At 65.2% G+C, this 22,186-nt stretch carries 18 protein-coding genes; 11 read left to right on the forward strand and 7 right to left on the reverse strand.

Going from position 1 to position 22,186, the window contains the following annotated elements:
• Positions 1-55: 55 nt before the first annotated feature.
• From FIV02_RS21445 to FIV02_RS21460, 4 genes are all read right to left on the reverse strand, one after another.
• A complete protein-coding gene (locus FIV02_RS21445; RefSeq protein WP_152489725.1) occupies positions 56-1,087 on the reverse strand; it encodes an ABC transporter substrate-binding protein in 1,032 nt (343 codons plus the stop codon).
• A 52-nt stretch (positions 1,088-1,139) separates the two neighbouring features.
• The gene (locus FIV02_RS21450; RefSeq protein WP_037054998.1) at positions 1,140-2,237 is read right to left on the reverse strand and encodes an ABC transporter ATP-binding protein; all 1,098 of its coding nucleotides are present in this window, start codon (positions 2,235-2,237) and stop codon (positions 1,140-1,142) included.
• A gap of 330 nt (positions 2,238-2,567) precedes the next feature.
• Positions 2,568-3,197 carry a response regulator transcription factor gene (locus FIV02_RS21455; protein WP_037054999.1) on the reverse strand — a complete coding sequence of 210 codons (630 nt, stop codon included), beginning with the start codon at positions 3,195-3,197 and terminating at the stop codon, positions 2,568-2,570.
• Positions 3,194-5,599 carry a PAS domain S-box protein gene (locus tag FIV02_RS21460; protein ID WP_152489726.1) on the reverse strand — a complete coding sequence of 802 codons (2,406 nt, stop codon included), beginning with the start codon at positions 5,597-5,599 and terminating at the stop codon, positions 3,194-3,196. The genes FIV02_RS21455 and FIV02_RS21460 overlap by 4 nt, the downstream gene beginning before the upstream one ends.
• A gap of 115 nt (positions 5,600-5,714) precedes the next feature.
• Here FIV02_RS21460 and FIV02_RS21465 point away from each other — a divergent pair, with 115 nt between their 5' ends.
• The gene (locus FIV02_RS21465; RefSeq protein WP_152489727.1) at positions 5,715-6,698 is read left to right on the forward strand and encodes an alpha/beta hydrolase family protein; all 984 of its coding nucleotides are present in this window, start codon (positions 5,715-5,717) and stop codon (positions 6,696-6,698) included.
• On the opposite strand, the gene FIV02_RS21470 is transcribed toward FIV02_RS21465, so the two are convergent.
• Genes FIV02_RS21470 through FIV02_RS21480 form a run of 3 tightly spaced genes read right to left on the reverse strand, consistent with a single transcriptional unit; the run spans position 6,695 to position 9,146 of the window.
• Positions 6,695-7,453: a DnaJ domain-containing protein gene (locus FIV02_RS21470; protein WP_152489728.1), complete on the reverse strand. Its 759-nt coding sequence runs from the start codon at positions 7,451-7,453 to the stop codon at positions 6,695-6,697. The genes FIV02_RS21465 and FIV02_RS21470 overlap by 4 nt on opposite strands.
• Entirely contained in the window at positions 7,453-8,124 is a 672-nt protein-coding gene (murU, locus tag FIV02_RS21475) for an N-acetylmuramate alpha-1-phosphate uridylyltransferase MurU (protein ID WP_152489729.1), read from the reverse strand. The genes FIV02_RS21470 and murU overlap by 1 nt, the downstream gene beginning before the upstream one ends.
• A complete protein-coding gene (locus FIV02_RS21480) occupies positions 8,121-9,146 on the reverse strand; it encodes an aminoglycoside phosphotransferase family protein (protein ID WP_152489730.1) in 1,026 nt (341 codons plus the stop codon). The genes murU and FIV02_RS21480 overlap by 4 nt, the downstream gene beginning before the upstream one ends.
• 124 nt (positions 9,147-9,270) lie before the next feature.
• Here FIV02_RS21480 and FIV02_RS21485 point away from each other — a divergent pair, with 124 nt between their 5' ends.
• From FIV02_RS21485 to FIV02_RS21530, 10 genes are all read left to right on the forward strand, one after another.
• The gene (locus FIV02_RS21485; protein WP_152489731.1) at positions 9,271-12,087 is read left to right on the forward strand and encodes an LPS-assembly protein LptD; all 2,817 of its coding nucleotides are present in this window, start codon (positions 9,271-9,273) and stop codon (positions 12,085-12,087) included.
• On the forward strand, positions 12,068-13,360 hold the full coding sequence (locus FIV02_RS21490) for a peptidylprolyl isomerase (RefSeq protein WP_152489732.1): 1,293 nt from the start codon (positions 12,068-12,070) through the stop codon (positions 13,358-13,360). The genes FIV02_RS21485 and FIV02_RS21490 overlap by 20 nt, the downstream gene beginning before the upstream one ends.
• A gap of 99 nt (positions 13,361-13,459) precedes the next feature.
• Entirely contained in the window at positions 13,460-14,452 is a 993-nt protein-coding gene (gene pdxA / locus FIV02_RS21495; RefSeq protein WP_152489733.1) for a 4-hydroxythreonine-4-phosphate dehydrogenase PdxA, read from the forward strand.
• A 112-nt stretch (positions 14,453-14,564) separates the two neighbouring features.
• Positions 14,565-15,374 carry a 16S rRNA (adenine(1518)-N(6)/adenine(1519)-N(6))-dimethyltransferase RsmA gene (rsmA, locus tag FIV02_RS21500; protein WP_152489734.1) on the forward strand — a complete coding sequence of 270 codons (810 nt, stop codon included), beginning with the start codon at positions 14,565-14,567 and terminating at the stop codon, positions 15,372-15,374.
• A gap of 29 nt (positions 15,375-15,403) precedes the next feature.
• The gene (apaG, locus tag FIV02_RS21505; protein ID WP_152489735.1) at positions 15,404-15,784 is read left to right on the forward strand and encodes a Co2+/Mg2+ efflux protein ApaG; all 381 of its coding nucleotides are present in this window, start codon (positions 15,404-15,406) and stop codon (positions 15,782-15,784) included.
• Entirely contained in the window at positions 15,784-16,602 is an 819-nt protein-coding gene (locus FIV02_RS21510; RefSeq protein WP_152489736.1) for a symmetrical bis(5'-nucleosyl)-tetraphosphatase, read from the forward strand. Before apaG ends, FIV02_RS21510 begins: the two co-directional genes overlap by 1 nt.
• A 41-nt stretch (positions 16,603-16,643) precedes the next feature.
• Positions 16,644-16,973: a thiosulfate sulfurtransferase GlpE gene (gene glpE / locus FIV02_RS21515; RefSeq protein ID WP_152489737.1), complete on the forward strand. Its 330-nt coding sequence runs from the start codon at positions 16,644-16,646 to the stop codon at positions 16,971-16,973.
• Between the two features lie 284 nt (positions 16,974-17,257).
• On the forward strand, positions 17,258-19,180 hold the full coding sequence (locus FIV02_RS21520; RefSeq protein WP_047589140.1) for a PrkA family serine protein kinase: 1,923 nt from the start codon (positions 17,258-17,260) through the stop codon (positions 19,178-19,180).
• Positions 19,181-19,291: 111 nt separating this feature from the next.
• Complete coding sequence (locus FIV02_RS21525) at positions 19,292-20,563, forward strand: YeaH/YhbH family protein (RefSeq protein ID WP_037055025.1); 1,272 nt, start codon at positions 19,292-19,294, stop codon at positions 20,561-20,563.
• A 10-nt stretch (positions 20,564-20,573) separates the two neighbouring features.
• On the forward strand, positions 20,574-22,139 hold the full coding sequence (locus FIV02_RS21530; RefSeq protein WP_037055027.1) for a SpoVR family protein: 1,566 nt from the start codon (positions 20,574-20,576) through the stop codon (positions 22,137-22,139).
• The last annotated feature ends 47 nt before the right edge of the window (positions 22,140-22,186 follow it).

The raw sequence follows: 22,186 nt of genomic DNA on the forward strand, positions 1-22,186 counted from the left end.
CAAGCAGGAAGAGAATTCAGACGGCCCCGCCAGCGGGCGGGGCCGGATAGGCGACTTAACGCGCGGCCCAGGCGTTGAAACGCTGCTCCAGCTGCTCGCCGTAGTCAGCCCAGAAGGTCACGTCGATGGCCACCTGGTTGGCGATGTTTTCCGGCGTGGTCGGCATCAGGTTCAGGCGCTCCGGCGCCAGCAGCTCGATGGCCTGCTTGTTGGCCGGGCCGTAGGCGATGTTTTCCGAGTAGGTCTTCTGCGCTTCGGGTTTGACCGCGTAGGCAATGAACTGCTTGGCCACTTCGGCGTTCTTCGCGCCACGCGGAATCGCCCAGGAGTCGAAGTCGTAGATACCACCGTTCCACACCACCTGCAGGTTGCTCTCGGCCTGCACGGCAGCAATGCGACCGTTGTACGCGGAGCTCATCACCACGTCGCCGGAGGCGAGGTACTGCGGCGGCTGGGCACCGGCTTCCCACCACTGGATGCTCGGCTTGAGCTCATCGAGCTTCTTGAACGCGCGATCCTGGCCATCCTTGGTGGCCAGCACCTTGTACACGTCCTTGACCGGCACGCCATCGGCCATCAGGGCAAATTCCAGGGTGTACTTGGCGCCCTTGCGCAGGCCGCGCTTGCCCGGGAATTTCTGCACGTCCCAGAAATCGGCCCAGCTGGTCGGAGCGCTGCTCAGCTTGTCGGCGTTGTAGGCCAGTACCGTCGACCAGACGAAGAAGCCCACGCCGCAGGGCTGGATGGCGCCGTCGATGAAATTGTCGGCACTGCCGAACTGCGCCGGATCGAGCTCCTCGAACAGGCCTTCGTCACAGCCGCGTGCCAGTTCCGGGGACTCCACCTCGACCAGGTCCCAGCTCACGCTGCGGGTGTCGACCATGGCCTTGACCTTGGCCATCTCACCGTTGTATTCGCCGCCCAGTACCTTGTTGCCGGTGTCCTTCTCGAAGGGTTCGTAGAAGGCCTTGACCTGCGCCGCCTTGTTCGCGCCGCCGAAGGACACCGCGGTCAGATCCACCGCCAGCGCCGGCATGGCACAGCTCACGCCCAGGGCCAATGCCGCGAGCTTCAGGGATTTCGTCATTCTTATCAGCTCCTCTGTGTTACGGGGTAAGGTGAAGCACTGCGCGCAACGCTCACTCCGCCAGGAGTGGGTCGAGCGCGCGGACATGCTCGACAGACCAGCCGAGCGGAACCAGGTCACCAACCTCCAGGCCCGGATCGAGCTCGGCCACGGGTTGCTTGACGTAGAAATCGGACTGGCCGCAGACCTCCATGCGGATGCGCACGTGGTCGCCCAGGTAGATGAACTCGGCGATGCGCCCGGAGAACCGGTTCGGGCAGGCCTCGCTGTGGCCGTTGAGGCGGATGCGCTCCGGGCGGATCGACAGGCTCACCGGCTCGCCGACGGCACCGACGTTCACCGCCGTGGCCTTCACCTGCTCGCCGCGCGCCAGGCGCACCACGCACTGCTCGCCGTCGCGGCTGACCAGCTGCCCGGCGAGGCGGTTGTTCTCACCGATGAACTGGGCGACGAAGGTGTTCTGCGGGGTTTCGTAGAGTTCGCGCGGCGGGGCGATCTGCTGGATCTCGCCCTGGTGGAACACCGCCACGCGGTCGGACATGGTCAGCGCCTCGCCCTGGTCGTGGGTCACGTAGACCACGGTCACGCCCAGGCGCTGGTGCAGGTGCTTGATCTCCATCTGCATGTGCTCGCGCAGCTGCTTGTCCAGCGCGCCGAGCGGTTCGTCCATCAGCACCAGCTGCGGCTCGAACACCAGCGCGCGGGCCAGCGCCACACGCTGCTGCTGGCCACCGGAAAGCTGCCCCGGATAACGGTTGCGGAAGCTGTCGAGCTGCACCATCGACAGAGCCCGCTTGACCCGCTCGCTGATGTCGGTGCGCGACATGCCGCGCACGCTCAGCGGGAAGGCCAGGTTCTCCGCCACGGTCATGTGCGGGAACAGCGCATAGTTCTGGAACACCATGCCGATGTCGCGCTTGTGTGGCGGCAGTTTGTTCAGCGAGCGGCCATCGAGGAGGATCTCGCCGGCGGTCGGCGTTTCGAAACCGGCCAGCATCATCAGGCTGGTGGTCTTGCCGGAACCGGACGGGCCGAGCAGGGTCAGAAACTCGCCCTTGCGGATATCCAGGTTGAGGTCTTTGACGATCAGCGTTTCGCCGTCGTAGCTCTTCTGCACGCCGCGGAAGCTCACCAGTACATCGTTTGCCATCACACCACACCCTTGTTCTTGTCTCAGGCCGATGGCCACAGAGTAGGGCGGCGAGAAAGGGCGAAAAATCGGGCGGGATGACAAGCTGATATCAGGCGCGGAGAGAATCTCGTGTAGGGATCGCCCTACAAATTCCGAGTGATCGTCTCGGCTATCGAAGGCGCAGGCCGCGCCTGCAGACGCGATCTATCCGCGATCAGCACTGCGCGCCAACAGCTGATCCACGGGTAGGGTGGACAGCACTTTTCATGTCCACCGATGCGAGCGCGTCGATCTCGAAACGGTGGATGAAAAGAGCGCCATCCACCCTGCTCCGGCGCGGCTGAGCGCTCAGACCAGACGGTGTTCCATGGCGTAGCGCACCAGGTCGGCCACCGAATGCGCGCCCAGCTTCTGCATCAGGCGCGCCTTGTGCGTGCTCACGGTCTTGTTGCTCACCGCCAGGTGCAGGGCGATGTCGTTGACGCCCTCGCCACGCACCAGGCGCTCGAACACCGAGAACTCGCGTTCGGACAGTTGCGCATGGGGCGGGCGCGAATCGGTCAGGCCGACCTCGAAGACCATGCGGTCGGCCAGCGCCGGGTCGATGTAGCGCCCGCCCGAAGCGACCTTGCGGATGGCGGTGATCAGCAGTGCCGGGTCGCTGTCCTTGGTGGCGTAGCCGGCGGCGCCGGCCTTGAGGGCGCGGGCAGCCATCTGCGCCTCGTCATGCATCGACAGCACCAGGATGGCCGGGGACGCGCTGAGCGCGCGAATCCGCGGGATGGCCTCCAGGCCGTTGACGCCGGGCATGGAGATATCCAGCAGGACCACATCGCAGGGCGTGCGTCGCAGCACGTCGAGCAGCTGCTCACCGTTGCTCGCCTCCCCCGCCACCTCGAGGTCGCGGGCCATGCCGATCAGTTGCTTGATGCCTTCCCGTACGATGGTGTGGTCTTCGGCCACGAGTACCCGGATCACGCCGTGACCTCCTCATCCAAAGTTATGCGCGCATAAAGGGTAGTGCCCTCGCCGGGCCTGCTGTCAATCTGCAACTGCCCGCCGAGCATGAGCATGCGCTCCTGCATGCCGACCAGACCGAAGGACTGTCCCGGCTTGCGCTGCGCCGGATCGAAGCCCTTGCCATCGTCCGCCACCGACAGGCACAAGGTGTCGCCCTCCTGCCACAGGTGCACCTCGACGCTGTGCGCGCCGGCATGGCGCATCACGTTGGTCAGGGCCTCCTGCAGGATGCGGAACAGGCCGATGGCCTGGGCATCCGGCAGTTGCATGAGATGCTCCGGCACCTCGACCAGGCAGGGGATCTGCGTCCGCTCCTCGAAACGACGTACCTGCCATTCGATGGCCGAGGCGATACCGGCATCGAGAATCGGCGGACGCAACGCCGTGGCCACGTCGCGTACCAGCTGGAACAGCTGTGCGATCAGGCGCTTCATGCTGGCCAGGCGCTCGTCCAGCGCCGGTATCTGCCCGGCACAGGCCAGCTCGCACATCGCCGTTTCCAGCTTGAGCACGGTCAGCACCTGGCCCAGCTCGTCATGCACCTCGCGGGCGATGCGCGCCTTTTCCTCTTCGCGCACGCTCTCCAGATGCGCCGACAGCTCACGCAGGCGCGCCCGCGAATCGGCCAGGGCCAGCTCCGCCAGCTTGTTCTCGGTGATGTCCCAGAGAATCCCGTCCCAGACCATGCGCCCGCCGCCCAAAGGCCGCGCGGTGGTGCGAATGTCGGCCCAGAGCACCTCGTCGTCGCGGGTCAGGATGCGCCCCTGCCAATACCAGTCGCTCTCGCCTTCCAGCGCCAGCGTCTGGCTGTTCAGGTAGCTGGCCAGGTCCTGCGGATGCACCAGGCTGCGGATGCCACGCTCCTCACGCTGCAGTTCACGGGCCGGCCAGCCGACCATCTCCTGGCTGGCCTCGCTGATATAGGCGAAGTTGACCACCTGCCCCGGGGCCGCGCGCTCCAGGCGGAACACCAGGCCCGGCACGTTGCCGGCGATGCCCTTGAAGCGCGCCTCGCTCTCCTCCAGTGCAGCCCGCGCGCGGCGGCGCTCGGTCACGTCGCTGAGGAAGACCACCAGGTACTCGGCCTGGCGATAGCGCAGAAAGCTCAACGACACATCCGCCGGCATGCGGCTGCCATCGGCGCGCAGGCAGTCGATCTCGAAACTCGACGAACCGTCTTCCTGCTCGCGTACGCGCTTCCACAGGCGCAGCCAGCGATCCATGTCGAGGCTCGGCTCCACCTGGCTCAGCGGCCTGTCCACCAACTCGCCGGGGCGATAGCCGAGCATGCGTTCGGCCGCGCCGTTGGCATAGCGCAAGTGGCTGTCCCAGTTGACCCAGAGAATGCCGACCGTGCTGTTGTCGATGGAGAACTGGCTCAGGCGCAGCGCCTCGGCGGCCTGCTGATGCGAGTCGAGCTGCGCCCGCGCGCCGAGCAGGCCGCGCTCCAGCAGGCGGGTCTGCTGGCGTTGCCGGTACAGCGCGGTCGCCACCAGGGTCAGCAGCAGAAAGAGGAACAGCGTGAGGGTCTTCCAGAAACCGACGAAATCCGTGGACTGCGGGTAGCGCAGCGGCAGCCAGGTGTCACGCAGCTCCTCCAGTTCGCGAGCCGGGAGCGCCTGCAGGGTGCGGTCGACGATGTCCGACAGCAGCGGCTGGTCGCGGCGCGTGGCCAGGCGCAACAGCTGCGGCAGCCCGATGTCACCGACGATGCTCAGGTTGGTGAAGCGCGATTCGCGCAGTTGCAGGCTCAGGCTGGCCTCGTCGAGCACCGCGTAGCTGACTTCCTGGTTCAGCACCTGCAGCAGCGCGGCGCGTTCGCTGCTGGTGGGCTTCAGGCGCAGGTTGGTATGGGTACGCTCCAGGTATTCGGCCGCCTGGCTCGGCACGCGCACCGCCACGATCTGCTCCAGCGGCAGCTGATCGAGGTCCACCGAGCCACTGCCGCTGCGTTCGCCGACGACCAGGTGCGGCACCCGCAGATAGGGCATGGAGTAGTGCCAGATGCGCAGCCCCGCCGGGGTCTGCTGCAGTCCGGGAGCGAGGTCCACCTCACCTGCTGCGGCCGCCCGCTCCAGCGCAGGCAAATCCGGGTACAGGTGCCAGTCGGGCGTGACGCCCATGCCTTCGAGCAGGCGCTTCATCAGGTCGATGTTGGCGCCGACCAGTTGCCGGTTCTGCACACGCTGGACCCAGGGTGCCTGCTGGATCAGCCCCACCCGCAACACCGGATGCGCCTTCAGCCAGGCGCGCTGTTCGGCATCGTAGGCCGGCCGCAACGGCAGGCGCGTCGCATCTGCCCAGGTGGTCGAGGCGCACAGCATCAGCAGCAGGCAGAGGGAGGAGAGAGCGGACTTCATGCGAGGGGACGATCCGATGACGCGATCCCCTACCTTACTCCAGTCTTGCAGCCGTCGCCTGACAAAAGCGGAGCCCGGCATTAGGCTCTGTAGCAGATCATCAGGAGCTCGAACGATGCGCCCTCTCTCCCTCTTTCTGCTCGGACTCTGCCTGTCTTGCAGCCCCGCGATCTGGGCAGAGGAAACCACCGATGCAGCGGCAAACGAAAATCCCGATGGCGCCGGGCCCGGCAACGAGCGCCCGGCCCTGCCGGAGCGCAGCGTCAGCGAAGCACTGGCCCTGGAACAACGCCTGGACAAGCGCGAGCAGCAGATGCTGCAGGCCGGCGACGAAAGTTTCCTGGCGCTGTGGCTCCCGGCCAACGTCGGCGAGCCCAGCGGCGTCGTGATCCTGGTGCCCGGTGACGTGGAGAACGCCGACGGCGCGGCCGCCGTCGGCCCGTTGCGGCGCAAGTTCCCCGATGCGGGCTGGCACAGCCTGAGCCTCACCCTGCCGGACCCGGATGGCGACCCCGTTCCCCTGCGCGATGAAGCCACTGAAACGCCCCCTCCTGCGGCAGACGGCACGGAAACGTCGCCGAGCACCGAGCCGGTCACCCCCGACAGCGTCCAGCCTGCGGAAGGTGCGGCAGCCCCCGAGATCAGCCCGGAGCAACGACGGCAGAAGCATGTCGAGCGCGTCATGGCGCGAATCGATGCCGCGATCGCCTTCGCCGAACAACGCCAGGCCAAGGAGATCGTGCTGCTCGGTCATGGCAGCGGGGCGTACTGGGCCGCGCGCTATCTCAACGAGCGCAAGCCGGCCAACGTGCACAACCTGCTGATGGTGGCAGCCGAGCTACCCGCCGGGTTCGCACCACCACTGGATGAACTGGTGCCGGAGCTGCCCGTGGCCACCGGCGACTTCTACTACAAGGACCAGGCCAGCGAACGCAGCGCCGCCCTGAAACGCCTGCAGGCCAGCAAGCGCGCCAAGCTGCCCACCTATATACAGGTGGCGATGAAGGCCCTGCCGGGCAACCTGGCCGTGCAGGACGAACAGCTGTACCGCCGCCTGCGCGGCTGGCTGCAACTGCACATCCGCGCCAGCGGCGGCTAGCGCAGGTCCCGGCGCTGACGAATCAGCGCATAGGCCTGATGCAGCTGGCGCGTGGTCTCGGTCGCTTCGCGAATCCGCTCGGGCGAGGCGCCGGAACCGGCTAGCTTGTCCGGGTGATGGCGACTGAGCAGACGACGATAGGCGCGCTTGATCTGCTCGGGCTCGCTGCTCTCGCTGACCCCGAGCAGGCGCAGCGCCTCCTGGTAGCTGCCACCCGCCGGGGCCGGCTGCTGGCTGCGGCGCGGCGCATACTCCTCGCCCAGGCGCTCCAGACGTGCACTGTCCCAGCCGAGCCACTTGCCCCACAGCAGGATCAGCTCGTGTTCGCTGGGCGAGACCCGCCCGTCGACCCAGGCCATGCGCCAGCAGGCCCGCAACAGCGCATCGGCCCGCTCGCGCTGACGCTGCAGTGGCGTGCGCAGGTTGTCGCGCCCGGTCTTGCCACGCGCGAAGGACTCGATGGCGCGGCGCTGGCCCGCCTCGTCCAGGCCCAGGCGCTGCATTTCCGAACGGGCCTGCTGGATGTGGCTCTGCACCACCCGCCCGTCACTCTTGGCCAGACGCCCGAGCATCAGGAACAACAGCTGGTCGTCGCCAGGCGCAGCCCGGCCAAGGCGCTCACGCAGGTTGTCCCACCCGTGCAGACGCAGGCGTCGGTCCAGCACCTGGCCAAGCAGGCCACCCAGCAATGCGCCGGGGATGCTGGCGAGGGCAAGCCCCGCTGCCGCACCAAGCAGAGTGGCCGGCCACAGCACTAGGGCGACTCCTGCAGCACACGCTCGACATCGGCCAGACGCTCATGCGTGCCGACATCGATCCAGCGCCCCGCATGTCGCTCGCCACTGACCAGCCCTCGCGCCATCGCCTGGCGTAGTAGCGGTGCCAACTTGAACGCCCCCGGCTCACAGCCCACGAACAGCTGTGGACTGAGCACCGCCAGCCCGCTGTAGGTGAGACGTTCGCCAACCCCCTGGCCGTCGGAGACCTGTCCGCCAGTCAGGAGGAAGTCGCCCTGCGGGTGATGCGCGGGGTTGTCCACCAGCACCAGATGAGCCAGCCCGGCCAGCGGCTTGCGCAACTGGGCGAAGGCGTAGTCGGTGAAGATATCGCCATTGACCACCAGGAACGGCTCATCACCCAGCAACGGCAGGGCCTTGAAGATGCCGCCGCCGGTCTCCAGCGGCTCGCCTTCCGGCGAATAGCGGATGCTCACGCCAAAGCGCGAGCCGTCGCCGAGATGGTCCTCGATCTGCTGGCCGAGCCAGGCGTGGTTGATCACCAGCTCGCTGAAACCGGCAGCCGCCAGCGCACGCAGGTGATACTCGATCAACGGCACGCCGGCCGCACGCACCAGCGGCTTCGGCGTGTGCAGCGTCAACGGGCGCAGTCGTTCCCCCTTGCCTGCGGCCAGAATCATCGCTTTCATGCGTCCACAGCCTCCACGGACTCCAGGCTGGCGAACAGCTCGCCGAGTTCGGCCAGCTCCGGCCGGCGTGCCAGCACCGCCTGGATATAAGCGAAGAAGCGCGGCACATCGGCGAGGTACTTGGGCTTGCCGTCGCGATGACAGATGCGCGCGAAGATACCGATGACCTTGAGGTGACGCTGCACCCCCATCAGGTCACTGGCACGCAGGAAATCCTCCAGCGACGCCTGCACCGGAATCCCGGCCGCCCGCGCACGCTCCCAGTAGCCCTCCAGCCAGGCCTGCACGCGCACCTCGGGCCAACTGAGAAAGGCATCCTTGAACAGGCAGGTGATGTCGTAGGTCACCGGACCGTAGACCGCATCCTGAAAATCCAGCACCCCGGGGTTGGGACTGCTCTGCATCAGGTTGCGCGGCATGAAGTCGCGGTGCACCAGCACCTTGGGCTGCGCCAGGGCACTGTCGATCAGGCAGCGGCTGATGCGCTGCCAGGCGGCCTCCTGCTCGGCCGTGAACTCGCGCCCCAGCTGCCGCTGCACGTACCACTCGGGAAACAGCTGCAGTTCCCGGCGCAACAAGGCCTCGTCGTAATGCGGCAGGTCCTGGTCGAGCGGCAGGCGCTGCTGCAGCAACAACGCCTCGATGGCATCGTCGAACAGCGCATCGGCGTTGTCCGGATCGATCACATCCAGATAGGTCTGCCGCCCCAGATCATCGAGAATCAGGAAGCCCTGCTCGATATCGGCCGCCAGTACCTGCGGCACATGGACGCCGGCGCTGGCCAGCAATCCGGCGATGCGCACGAAGGGCGTGCAGTTCTCCTGAGGGGGCGGCGCATCCATCAGGATCAGGCTGCGCTCGCCCGCCTGCCAGCGAAAGTAACGCCGGAAGCTGGCGTCGCTGCTGGCGGGGCTCAGCTCGGCGGGCGGTACCGCTCCCCAGCCGCGCTCGGCGAACAGCTTTGGCAGTTGCCCGGCGAGCCAGGCGTGCAGTTGTTGCAGACGTACATCGTGTTCAGACATCAAGGGGTCTCCGACGGCGCTAGCCGTTGCGCGGGTCATGCTTTATTATCCAGCATCTTTTTCAGCCCATCGAGAGGCGTGCGGCCCCCGGGCCGATAGCGCGCAGGAAGCCCGGACTAACAAGATGGCAGTAAAACACCCCGCGTTCCGCAAGAAATTTCCACTGCTGGTGACCGGCAGCTTTCTGGCCCTACAGCCCGTGTTCAGCCTACAGTCCTTTGCCGCCGAGCAATACGATTGCCAGGTGTCGCCCACGGGCGGCTGGGCCTGTGCGCCGAAGACAGCCACCAGTGCCCTGCCACCTCGCCCGCAGCACAGCCGCAATGCGGTCAGCACCACGGCTGGCACGACCGCTGAGGCCGTCGCCAAGCAGGACGCCGCGCCGGTGCTGGTCACCGAAAGCGGGGGCCGCGCACTCGCCTCGCGCAGTGCCGACTACAGCCACCTGGACTGGGTCCCGCGTGACAAGTTGACCGCCGCACAGCTGGCCGAAGCCGGTCCGTACTGCGCAGGCGCCTACGTCGAGCCCTTGCGCCCAGGCATGGATGACACCACGCCGCTGAGCGAGGCGCCGATGTACGTCTCGGCCAAGGCTTCGCGTTTCGAGCAGGAAAAGCAGATCGCCACCCTCGCTGGCGACGTGGTGCTGCGCCAGTCCGGCCTGCAGGTCGAAGCCGACGAGGCCAGCCTGCACCAGACGGAAAACCGCGGTGAACTGGTCGGCAACGTCCGTCTGCGCGACAAGGGTGCATTGGTCGTCGGTGACCGCGCCGAGCTGCAGCTCGACAACGGCGAAGCCAAGATCGACAACGCCGAGTACGTCATGCATCAGGCTCACGTACGCGGCAGCGCACTCTACGCCAAGCGCGAAGAGACCGCGATCATCCGCCTCAAGGACGGCACCTACACCCGCTGCGAGCCGGGTGACAATGCCTGGCACCTGAAAGGCAACAACATCACGCTGAACCCGGCGACCGGCTTCGGTACCGCGACCAACGTGACGCTGCGGGTCAAGGACATTCCGGTGTTCTACACGCCGTACATCTACTTCCCGATCGACGACCGTCGCCAGTCCGGCTTCCTGCCGCCTAGCCTCGGCAGCTCGAGCAGCAACGGTTTTGCGTTGCAGACGCCCTACTACTTCAACCTCGCGCCGAACTACGACGCCACCCTGTACCCCACCTACATGGCCAAGCGCGGCCTGTTGATGGAAGGCGAGTTCCGCTACCTGACGGAAAGCAGCGAGGGGCAGGTGGGCGGCGCCTGGCTGAACGACAGCGAAGACGAGCGCAAGCTGCAGTCCGAGTACGAAGACCAGCGCTGGATGTACAGCTGGCAGCACAAGCAGGGCCTGAATTCGCGCCTGCTGGCTGAAGTCGACTACACCGATATCAGCGACCCTTACTACTTCCAGGATCTGGATACCGACCTGGGTATCGACAAGCAGACCTACGTCAACCAGCGTGGCACCCTGACCTATCGCGGTGACAGCTACCGTGCACGCCTGAACCTGCATGCGTACGAGCTGGCCAACATTACCGACGTGACGCCGTACGACCGCCTGCCGCAGATCACCCTGGACGGCAAGCTGCCCTTCAACCCGGGCGGTCTCGACTTCACCTACGGCACCGAGTACGTACGCTTCGACCGCAACCTGCGTTCGGGCTACTTCATCGACAAGGACGGCTTGACCGGGCGACCGCAGGACCTCTGGTACGACGCACGCCTGACCGGCCTGAACCGTGCCGACGGCGAGCGCCTGCACCTGGAGCCAGGCGTCAGCCTGCCGCTGAACTGGAGCTGGGGCTTCCTCAAGCCTCAGGTCAAGTACCTGCAAACGCAGTACCAGGTGGACCTGGACAGCCGTGGCAAGGCCGAGCTCGCGACCAACGATCCCAACGATCAGTGGTTCGGCGTGGACTACAAGCGCTCGCCCAACCGCGGTGTCGGCCTGTTCAGCGTCGACAGCGGCCTGTACTTCGACCGCAACACCCAGCTGTTCGGCAAGGACTTCCGCCAGACCCTGGAGCCGCGTGCGTTCTACCTCTACGTACCGGAAGAAGACCAGACCGACATCCCGATCTTCGACACCAGCGAACCGACCTTCAGCTACGCCTCGCTGTGGCGCGAGAACCGCTTCAGCGGCAAGGACCGCATCGGTGACGAGAACAAGCTGTCGCTGGGCCTGACCAGCCGCTGGATCGAGCCGAACGGCTTCGAGCGCCAGCGTGTCAGCATCGGCCAGGCATTCTATTTCGAAGACCGCAAGGTACAGCTGGCCGGCATCGATTATCGCGACCGCGCCGAGTCGACCGCCGACGTCTCGCCGTACGCCCTGGAGTACCTGTATCGCTTCAACCGCGACTGGCGCTTCGCTTCGACCTTCAACTGGGACCCGGACCAGCACGCGACCCGCTCGGGCAGCGCGATGTTCCACTACCAGCCGGAAGCCAACCCGAACAAGGTGGTCAACTTCGGCTATCGCTATCGTAACGACACCGTGCGCTACGACCGTGACAGCGGCACCTGGACCACCAACCCGGACTACGGCAACCCGACCCTTGCCAATGGCACGCCGAACCCGAACTACATCAAGGACTACTACAAGATCGACCAGCATGACTTCTCCGTCATCTGGCCGCTGGCTCCGCAGTGGAGCCTGATCTCGCGCTGGCAGTACGACTACGGTCGCAACCGCACCCTCGAAGCCTTCGGTGGTTTCGAGTACGACAGTTGCTGCTGGAAGCTGCGCCTGATCAACCGCTACTGGATCGACTACGACGAAGTCAGCCTCGACCCCTCGCGCAACGACGAGGCGGACCGCGGCATCTTCCTGCAGATCGTCCTCAAGGGCCTCGGCGGTGTCGTAGGCAACAAGGTGGAATCTTTCCTCGACCAAGGCATTCAAGGTTACCGTGAACGTGAAGACCAAGCTTTCTGATTGCCTGCGCCCCCTGCTGTTGGGCGCAGCACTGCTGGCGGCAACGGCTCAGGCCCAGGTTCGCCCTCTGGATCGCGTCGTGGCCATCGTCGACAACGACGTGGTCATGCAGAGCCAGCTCGACGCGCGTCTGCGCGAAGTTCAGCAGACCATCGACAAGCGTGGCGGCACCCTGCCGCCCGAGCACGTGCTCAGCCAGCAGGTGCTCGAGCGCCTGATCATCGAGAACATTCAGCTGCAGATCGGCGAACGCTCCGGCATTCGCATCACCGACGAGGAGCTGAACCAGGCCATGGGCACCATCGCCCAGCGCAACGGCATGTCCCTGGAGCAGTTCCGCCAGGCACTGGCTCGCGACGGTCTGTCCTACGACGACGCCCGTGACCAGGTGCGCCGCGAGATGATCATCAGCCGTGTACGCCAGCGTCGCGTTGCCGAGCGCATCCAGGTCACCGACCAGGAAGTGCAGAACTTCCTCGCCTCCGACCTGGGCAAGATGCAGCTGTCGGAAGAGTTCCGCCTGGCCAACATCCTCATTCCGGTATCCGAAGGCGCATCGTCCAGCGAGATCCAGGCTGCCGACCGCCAGGCGCAGGAGCTGTATCAGCAACTGCAACAGGGCGCGGACTTCGCCCAGCTGGCCGTGGCTCGCTCGGCCAGCGAGAACGCCCTGGAAGGCGGCGAGATGGGCTGGCGCAAGGCCGGCCAGCTGCCGCCACCGTTCGACAGCATGGTCAGCGCCCTCAACCCGGGCGAAGTGACCGAGCCGGTACGTACGCCCGGCGGCTTCATCATTCTCAAACTGAGCGAGAAGCGTGGCGGCGACACCCAGGTACGTGACGAAGTGCATGTGCGCCACATCCTGATCAAGCCGAGCGAAATCCGCAGCGAAGCCGAGACCCGTCGCCTGGTCGAGCGTCTCTATCAGCGCATCCTCGCGGGCGAAGACTTCGCCGAACTGGCGAAGAACTTCTCGGAAGATCCGGGCTCCGCCCTCAACGGTGGCGACCTCAACTGGATCGACCCGAACGCGCTGGTGCCGGAGTTCCGCAAGGTCATGAACGACACGCCGAGCGGCGAGCTGTCCAAGCCGTTCAAAAGCCCCTACGGCTGGCACGTGCTGCAGGTGCTGGGCCGTCGCGCTACCGACACCAGCGAGCAGTTCCGTGAGCAACAGGCCGCCAACCTGCTGCGCAACCGCAAGTACGACGAAGAGCTGCAGGCCTGGCTGCGCCAGATCCGCGACGAAGCCTACGTCGAGACCAAGCTGTAACGGTGACGCTGTCTGAACGAGCCCGGCCCTGTGCCGGGCTTTTTCGTTATCGGCCCGGCGGCGTACACTGACGCCCCGTCGCCCGCACAGAGATCCGCCATGACGCTCCCCCGCTTTGCCCTCACCCCAGGCGAGCCAGCCGGCATCGGTCCCGACCTCTGCCTGCTGCTGGCACGCGAGGCGCAACCGGCGCCGCTGGTGGCGATCGCCAGCCGTGAACTGCTGGCCGAGCGCGCCAGGCAACTGGGCCTGTCCATCGAGCTGCTGGCGGTCGAGCCGCAGCGATGGCCGGACGCTCCCGCAGCGGCGGGCAGCCTGTATGTCTGGGACACGCCCCTGGCCGTCGCCGCAGAACCGGGCAAGCTGGCAGCCGCCAACGCCAGCTATGTCCTGCAGACCCTCACCCGCGCAGCCCGGGGCTGCCTGGATGGCACCTTCGCCGGGATGATCACGGCCCCCGTGCACAAGGGCGTGATCAACGAGGCGGGCATCGCCTTCTCCGGCCACACCGAGTTTCTCGCCGACCTCACCCAGACCTCGCAGGTGGTGATGATGCTGGCGACCCACGGCCTGCGCGTGGCCCTGGTCACCACCCACCTGCCGCTCAAGGATGTCGCGGCCGCGATCACCGCGGAGCGCCTGCAGCGTGTCACCCGCATCCTGCACGCCGACCTGTGCAGCAAGTTCGGCATCGCCGCGCCGCGCATCCTGGTCTGCGGGCTCAATCCGCACGCTGGCGAAGGCGGCCACCTGGGGCGCGAGGAGATCGACATCATCGAGCCGACGCTGCAGTGCCTGCGCGCCGAGGGCATGAACCTCATCGGCCCGCTGCCAGCCGACACCCTGTTCACCCCCAAGTACCTGGACCAGGCCGATGCGGTGCTGGCCATGTATCACGACCAGGGCCTGCCGGTGCTCAAGTTCAAGGGCTTCGGCGCCGCGCTGAACGTCACCCTGGGGCTGCCGATCATCCGCACCTCGGTGGACCATGGCACCGCGCTGGACCTGGCCGGCACTGGCAAGGTGGACATCGGCAGCCTGCAGGTCGCCCTGCAAACTGCCTACCAGATGGCCGCCAGCCGCACGGATTGAGCCACTGGGGCCAAGGCCCATACCCCTGGCGCCATTCGCTGGTAGACTGTGCGACTTCCCTTTTTGCATCCAGCCTCGGCCACCACGCGTCGAGCTGCTCGCGGAGCCGTACATGTCCGAATACCAACACCGCGCGCGCAAGCGCTTCGGCCAGAACTTCCTGCATGATGCCGGCGTGATCGACCGTATCCTGCGCGCCATCCGCGCCAAGGAAGGCGAGCGCCTGCTGGAGATCGGCCCGGGCCAGGGCGCTCTGACCGAAGGCCTGCTGGGCAGCGGCGCGCAACTCGATGTGATCGAGCTGGACCTCGACCTGATTCCCATCCTGCAGAACAAGTTCGGCGACAACCCGCGCTTTCGCCTGAATCAGGGCGATGCGCTGAAGTTCGACTTTTCCCGCCTCGAGGCCGCGCCGCACAGCCTGCGCGTGGTCGGCAACCTGCCCTACAACATCTCCACGCCGCTGATTTTCCACCTGCTGGACAACGCGCCACTGATTCGCGACATGCACTTCATGCTGCAGAAGGAAGTGGTCGAGCGCATGGCCGCCGGACCTGGCGGCGGTGACTGGGGCCGCCTGTCGATCATGGTGCAGTACCACTGCCGCGTGGAGCATCTGTTCAACGTCGGCCCCGGCGCCTTCAATCCGCCGCCGAAGGTCGACTCGGCCATCGTGCGCCTGGTCCCGCATGAGACCTTGCCGCACCCGGCCAAGGACCATCGCCTGCTGGAGCGCGTCGTCCGCGAGGCCTTCAACCAGCGCCGCAAGACCCTGCGCAACACGCTCAAGCAGCTGCTGCCGGCCGAGGCCATCGAGGCCGCCGGGGTGGACGGCAGCCTGCGCCCCGAACAGCTGGACCTGGCCGCCTTCGTCCGCCTGGCCGACCAGCTGGCCCTGCAGCCCGGCGCGGCTCAGGACTAAACTGCAATCACGCTCAACGGGTTTCCTGCATGTCCGACCCTCGTTATCAGATCGACGTCAGCGTCACCACTCGCTACCTGCCCGCGCAATCGCAGCCGGAGCAGAGCCGGTACGCGTTCTCCTACAAGGTGACCATCGTCAATAACGGCGAGTTGCCGGCGCAGCTGCTGTCGCGCCACTGGATCATCACCGACGGCGACGGCCGCGTGCAGGAAGTGCGCGGTGCGGGCGTCATCGGCCAGCAGCCGCACATCGCGCCGGGCGCCAGCCACACCTACAGCAGTGGCACGGTCATGGCCACCCAAGTGGGCACCATGCAGGGCAGCTACCAGATGCTCGCCGAGGACGGCAAACGCTTCGACGCCATCATCGCCCCCTTCCGCCTGGCAGTGCCGGGAGCCCTGCACTGATGGCCGTGTATGCCGTGGGTGATCTGCAGGGCTGCCTGAAACCGCTGCAATGCCTGCTCGAACGAGTCGCCTTCGACCCGACCAGGGACAGCCTCTGGCTGGTCGGCGACCTGGTCAACCGCGGCCCGCAGTCGCTGGAAACCCTGCGTTTCCTCTATAGCATCCGCCAGGCCGTGACCTGCGTCCTGGGCAACCATGACCTGCACCTGCTGGCCGTGGCGCACAATATCGAGCGCCTGAAGAAGGGCGACACCCTGCGCGAGATCCTCGACGCCCCGGACCGCGCCGATCTGCTCGACTGGCTGCGCCTGCAGAAACTGGTACACCACGACGCCGAACGCAAGGTCACCCTGGTGCATGCCGGCATTCCGCCGCAATGGACGCTGAGCAAGGCCTTGCGCCGCGCGGCCGAGGTCGAGGAAGTCCTGCGCGATGACGCGCGCCTGCCGCTGTTTCTAGACGGCATGTACGGAAACGAGCCGGCGAAGTGGAACCGGGAGCTGAGTGGCGTGACGCGCCTGCGGGTGATCACCAACTACTTCACCCGCATGCGCTTCTGCACCGCCGACGGCACCCTGGACCTGAAAACCAAGGAAGGCATCGGCAATGCCCCCCCCGGCTTCGCCCCCTGGTTCAGCCATCCACAGCGCAAGATGCGCGGCGAGAAGATCATCTTCGGCCACTGGGCCGCACTGGAAGGCAACTGCCGGGAACCCGGCCTGCATGCCCTCGACACCGGCTGCGTGTGGGGCGGTGCGATGACCCTGCTCGACGTCGACAGCGGCGAACTCCATCGCTGCACCTGCCCCAAGGCATGAGCGCCAGCAGCGCTCCCACGAATCACGCAAAGGCCCCGAACATGAGCGAATTCAAGCGAATCTCCCCGCAACAGGCACAAGAATTGCGCGCCCAGGGCGCCGTGGTGGTCGACATCCGCGACCCGCAGAGCTTCGCCAACGGCCACATCAGCGGCTCGCGTCACCTGGACAACCACTCGCTGCATGACTTCATCACCCATGCAGACCTCGATGCACCGCTGATCGTCTCCTGCTACCACGGCAACTCCAGCCAGGGCGCCGCCGCCTATCTGGTCGACCAGGGCTTCTCCGACGTCTACAGCCTCGACGGTGGTTTCGAGCTGTGGCGCGCCACCTACCCGGACGAAACCGCGCAAAGCGCCGAAGAATAAATTTCGCCCAGCGGCAAGCCCCGCCCGCTCTGGCCTGCCGCCATTTCCCGAGGCACGGTAACATTCAGTTATCGTTGTCCCGCCCTTGACCATTCGCAGAACGAACTATTCTGTTACTCAGGCCATCCCACTGAAGGTAGAGCCGGTCAACCGGCATCGGGCCATCGGTAACGACTTTTAGGTTTTGGGGGATTCTTCCCGACTTGTCTCTGAGCCGGGGTTACCCAGCACCTGTACGCACGACCGATCCCGAGCCAGCTTTCAGCATCGAGCGAGGTGAAGTCATGAGTATTTTCAGTCACTTCCAACAGCGTTTCGAGGCGACCCGCCAGGAGGAGTACTCGCTGCAGGAGTACCTCGAACTGTGCAAGCAGGATCGCAGCGCCTACGCCACTGCGGCCGAGCGCCTGCTGATGGCCATCGGCGAACCCGAGCTGCTCGACACCTCGAGCAACTCGCGACTGTCCAGAATCTTTTCCAACAAGGTCATCCGTCGTTACCCGGCCTTCGCCGACTTCCACGGCATGGAAGAGTGCATCGACCAGATCGTCTCCTACTTCCGCCACGCGGCACAGGGCCTGGAAGAGAAGAAACAGATCCTCTACCTGCTGGGCCCGGTTGGCGGCGGCAAGTCGTCGCTGGCCGAGAAGCTCAAGCAACTGATGGAGAAGGTGCCCTTCTACGCCATCAAGGGCTCGCCGGTGTTCGAATCGCCCCTGGGGCTGTTCAACGCCACCGAGGACGGTGCGATCCTCGAAGAGGACTACGGCATCCCGCGCCGCTACCTCAACTCGATCATGTCGCCCTGGGCGACCAAGCGCCTGCAGGAATTCGGCGGCGACATCAGCCAGTTCCGCGTGGTCAAGCTCTACCCGTCGATCCTCAACCAGATCGCCGTGGCCAAGACCGAGCCGGGTGACGAGAACAACCAGGACATCTCCGCACTGGTCGGCAAGGTGGACATCCGCAAGCTGGAGGACTTCCCGCAGAACGACGCCGACGCCTACAGCTACTCGGGCGCGCTGTGCCGGGCCAACCAGGGCCTGATGGAGTTCGTCGAGATGTTCAAGGCACCGATCAAGGTGCTGCACCCGCTGCTCACCGCCACCCAGGAGGGCAACTACAACAGCACCGAAGGCCTCGGCGCCATCCCCTACAGCGGCATCCTGCTGGCCCACTCCAACGAGTCCGAGTGGCACAGCTTCCGTAACAACAAGAACAACGAGGCCTTCATCGACCGCATCTACATCGTCAAGGTGCCGTACTGCCTGCGCGTCAGCGATGAGGTACGCATCTACGACAAGCTGCTGATCAACAGCTCGCTGGCCAAGGCCCACTGCGCGCCGGACACCCTGAAGATGCTGGCCCAGTTCTCCGTGCTCAGCCGCCTGAAGGAGCCGGAAAACTCCAACATCTACTCGAAGATGCGCGTCTACGACGGCGAGAACCTCAAGGACACCGACCCGAAAGCCAAGTCGATCCAGGAATACCGCGACGCCGCCGGTGTCGACGAGGGCATGAACGGCCTGTCGACGCGCTTCGCCTTCAAGATCCTTTCCAAGGTGTTCAACTTCGACCCGCACGAGGTAGCCGCCAACCCGGTGCACCTGCTCTACGTGCTGGAGCAGCAGATCGAGCAGGAGCAGTTCCCGGCCGAAGTGCGCGAGCGCTACCTGCGCTACATCAAGGAATACCTGGCGCCGCGCTACATCGAGTTCATCGGCAAGGAGATCCAGACCGCCTACCTGGAGTCCTACAGCGAGTACGGCCAGAACATCTTCGACCGCTACGTGCTGTACGCCGACTTCTGGATTCAGGACCAGGAGTACCGCGATCCGGAAACCGGCGAAATCCTCAATCGCGTGGCCCTCAACGAGGAGCTGGAGAAAATCGAGAAGCCGGCGGGCATCAGCAATCCGAAGGATTTCCGCAACGAAATCGTCAACTTCGTGCTGCGCGCCCGTGCCAACAACAACGGCAAGAACCCCACCTGGCTCAGCTACGAGAAGCTGCGTGTGGTCATCGAGAAGAAGATGTTCTCCAACACCGAGGACCTGCTCCCGGTCATCAGCTTCAACGCCAAGGGCAGCAAGGAGGAACAGCAGAAGCACAACGACTTCGTCAAACGCATGGTCGAGCGTGGCTACACCGAGAAGCAGGTGCGCCTGCTGTCGGAGTGGTACCTGCGGGTTCGCAAATCGCAATAACGGCAGCGGCAAGCGCCAGGCTTCGAGCTGGCGGAACGAACGCAAGCGCTGGTCGCCCGGCGCTTGCTTGCAGCTTGTGGCTTGCAGCTTGAAGCAGCCCCGGAGGGGCCTATGAGCTATGTGATCGACCGGCGCCTGAATGGCAAGAACAAGAGCACGGTGAACCGCCAGCGTTTCCTGCGGCGTTACCGTGAGCACATCAAGAAGGCGGTGGAGGAAGCCGTCAGCCGGCGCTCCATCACCGACATGGAGCATGGCGAGCAGATCAGCATTCCCGGCCGCGACATCGACGAGCCGGTGCTGCACCATGGGCGCGGTGGCAAGCAGACCATCGTCCACCCCGGCAACAAGGAATTCACCACCGGCGAACGCATCCCCCGGCCGCAGGGCGGTGGTGGTGGTCGTGGCAGCGGCAAGGCGAGCAACTCCGGCGAGGGCATGGACGAGTTCGTCTTCCAGATCACCCAGGAGGAGTTTCTCGACTTCATGTTCGAGGACCTGGAGCTGCCCAACCTGGTCAAGCGCCACCTGACCGGGGCCGAAACCTTCAAGACCGTCCGCGCTGGCATCAGCAACGAAGGCAATCCGTCGCGCATCAACATCGTGCGGACCCTGCGCTCGGCCCACGCCCGGCGCATCGCGCTATCCGGTTCCAGCCGCGCCAAGCTGCGCGAGGCCAAGGCCGAACTGGAGCGCCTGCGCCGCGAAGAACCGGACAACTTCGGCGACATCCAGGAAGTGGAGGCGGAGATCGAGCGCCTCAGCGCGCGCATCCACCGCGTGCCCTTCCTCGACACCTTCGACCTCAAGTACAACCTGCTGACCAAGCAGCCCAACCCCAGCTCCAAGGCCGTGATGTTCTGCCTGATGGACGTGTCCGGCTCCATGACCCAGGCCACCAAGGACATCGCCAAGCGCTTCTTCATCCTTCTGTACCTGTTCCTCAAGCGCAACTACGACAAGATCGACGTGGTGTTCATTCGCCACCACACCAGCGCCAAGGAAGTGGACGAGGAGGAGTTCTTCTATTCCCGCGAGACAGGCGGCACCATCGTCTCCAGCGCCCTGAAACTGATGCAGGAAGTGATGGCCGAGCGCTACCCGATCAACGAGTGGAACATCTACGCCGCCCAGGCGTCGGACGGCGACAACTGGAACGATGATTCGCCGATCTGCCGGGATATATTGATCAATCAGATCATGCCGTTCGTGCAGTACTTCACCTACGTCGAGATCACCCCACGCGAGCACCAGGCGCTGTGGTTCGAGTACGAGCAAGTGGCCGAGGCGTTCGCCGACAGCTTCGCCCAGCAGCAACTGGTTTCCGCAGCGGACATCTACCCGGTGTTCCGCGAACTCTTCCAGCGTCGTCTGGTGAGCTGAGGGCCGAGTCATGAGTGCCACTGCCAAGAAACGTGAACCGCTGTCCACCGGTTCGGAATGGACCTTCGAGCTGATTCGCGCCTATGACCGCGAAATCTCGCGCATCGCTGAACGCTATGCGCTGGACACCTACCCGAACCAGATCGAAGTCATCACCGCCGAACAGATGATGGATGCCTACGCCTCGGTCGGCATGCCGCTGGGCTACCACCACTGGTCCTACGGCAAGCACTTCCTCGCCACCGAGAAAGGCTACAAGCGCGGGCAGATGGGCCTGGCCTACGAGATCGTGATCAACTCCGACCCGTGCATCGCCTACCTGATGGAGGAGAACACCATCTGCATGCAGGCGCTGGTGATCGCCCATGCCTGCTACGGCCACAACAGCTTCTTCAAGGGCAACTACCTGTTCCGCACCTGGACCGATGCCAGCTCGATCATCGATTACCTGGTGTTCGCCAAGCAGTACATCATGCAGTGCGAGGAGCGCTACGGCATCGACGCGGTGGAGGAGCTGCTCGACTCCTGCCATGCCCTGATGAACTACGGCGTCGACCGCTACAAGCGGCCCTATCCGATCTCCGCCGAGGAGGAGCGCAAGCGCCAGAAGGACCGCGAAGAGCACCTGCAGAAACAGATCAACGACCTCTGGCGCACCATCCCGCGCAGCGCCGACAAAGGCGGCGAGAAAGACAGCAAGCGCTTCCCGGCCGAACCGCAGGAAAACATCCTCTACTTCCTGGAGAAACACGCGCCGCTGCTGGAGCCCTGGCAGCGCGAGGTGATCCGCATCGTGCGCAAGATCGCCCAGTACTTCTACCCGCAACGCCAGACCCAGGTGATGAACGAAGGCTGGGCCACCTTCTGGCACTACACGCTGATGAACGACCTGTACGACGAGGGCCTGGTCACCGACGGCTTCATGATGGAGTTCCTGCAGTCGCACACCAGCGTGGTCTACCAGCCGCCATTCGACAGCCCCTACTACAGTGGCATCAACCCCTATGCCCTGGGCTTCGCCATGTACCGTGACATTCGCCGCATCTGCGAGGAGCCCACCGACGAGGACAAGCACTGGTTCCCCGACATCGCCGGCAGCGACTGGCTGACCACCCTCAAGTTCGCCATGACCAGCTTCAAGGACGAGAGCTTCATCCTGCAGTTCCTCTCGCCCAAGGTGATCCGTGACTTCAAGCTGTTCGGCATCCTCGACGACGACCAGAAGGACGAGCTGCTGGTGCCGGCCATTCACGACGAGTCCGGCTACCGCACCATCCGCGAACTGCTCGCCGCGCAGTACAACCTGGGCAACCGCGAGCCCAACGTGCAGATCTGGAACATCGACCGGCGCGGCGACCGCTCGCTGACCCTGCGCCACCAGCAGCACGACCGCAAGCCACTGGGCGATTCCACCGAGGAAGTGCTCAAGCACCTACACAGGCTGTGGGGCTTCGATATCCACCTGGAGGTCTGCCAGGGCGACCAGCTGATCACCACCCAGCACGTGCCGCCACGCAGCAGCGCCGAGGGGGACAGCGAGTACCCACGTCTGGACCTGGTGATACCACCCATTTGATCGGTTGCCGAAGATCGCAGCAGATACCAGCATCGCAGGCAGACTCC

Origin of the sequence: Pseudomonas sp. THAF187a, from assembly GCF_009363395.1 — a bacterium.
In the GTDB taxonomy this organism is placed as follows: Bacteria; Pseudomonadota; Gammaproteobacteria; order Pseudomonadales; family Pseudomonadaceae; genus Aquipseudomonas; species Aquipseudomonas khazarica.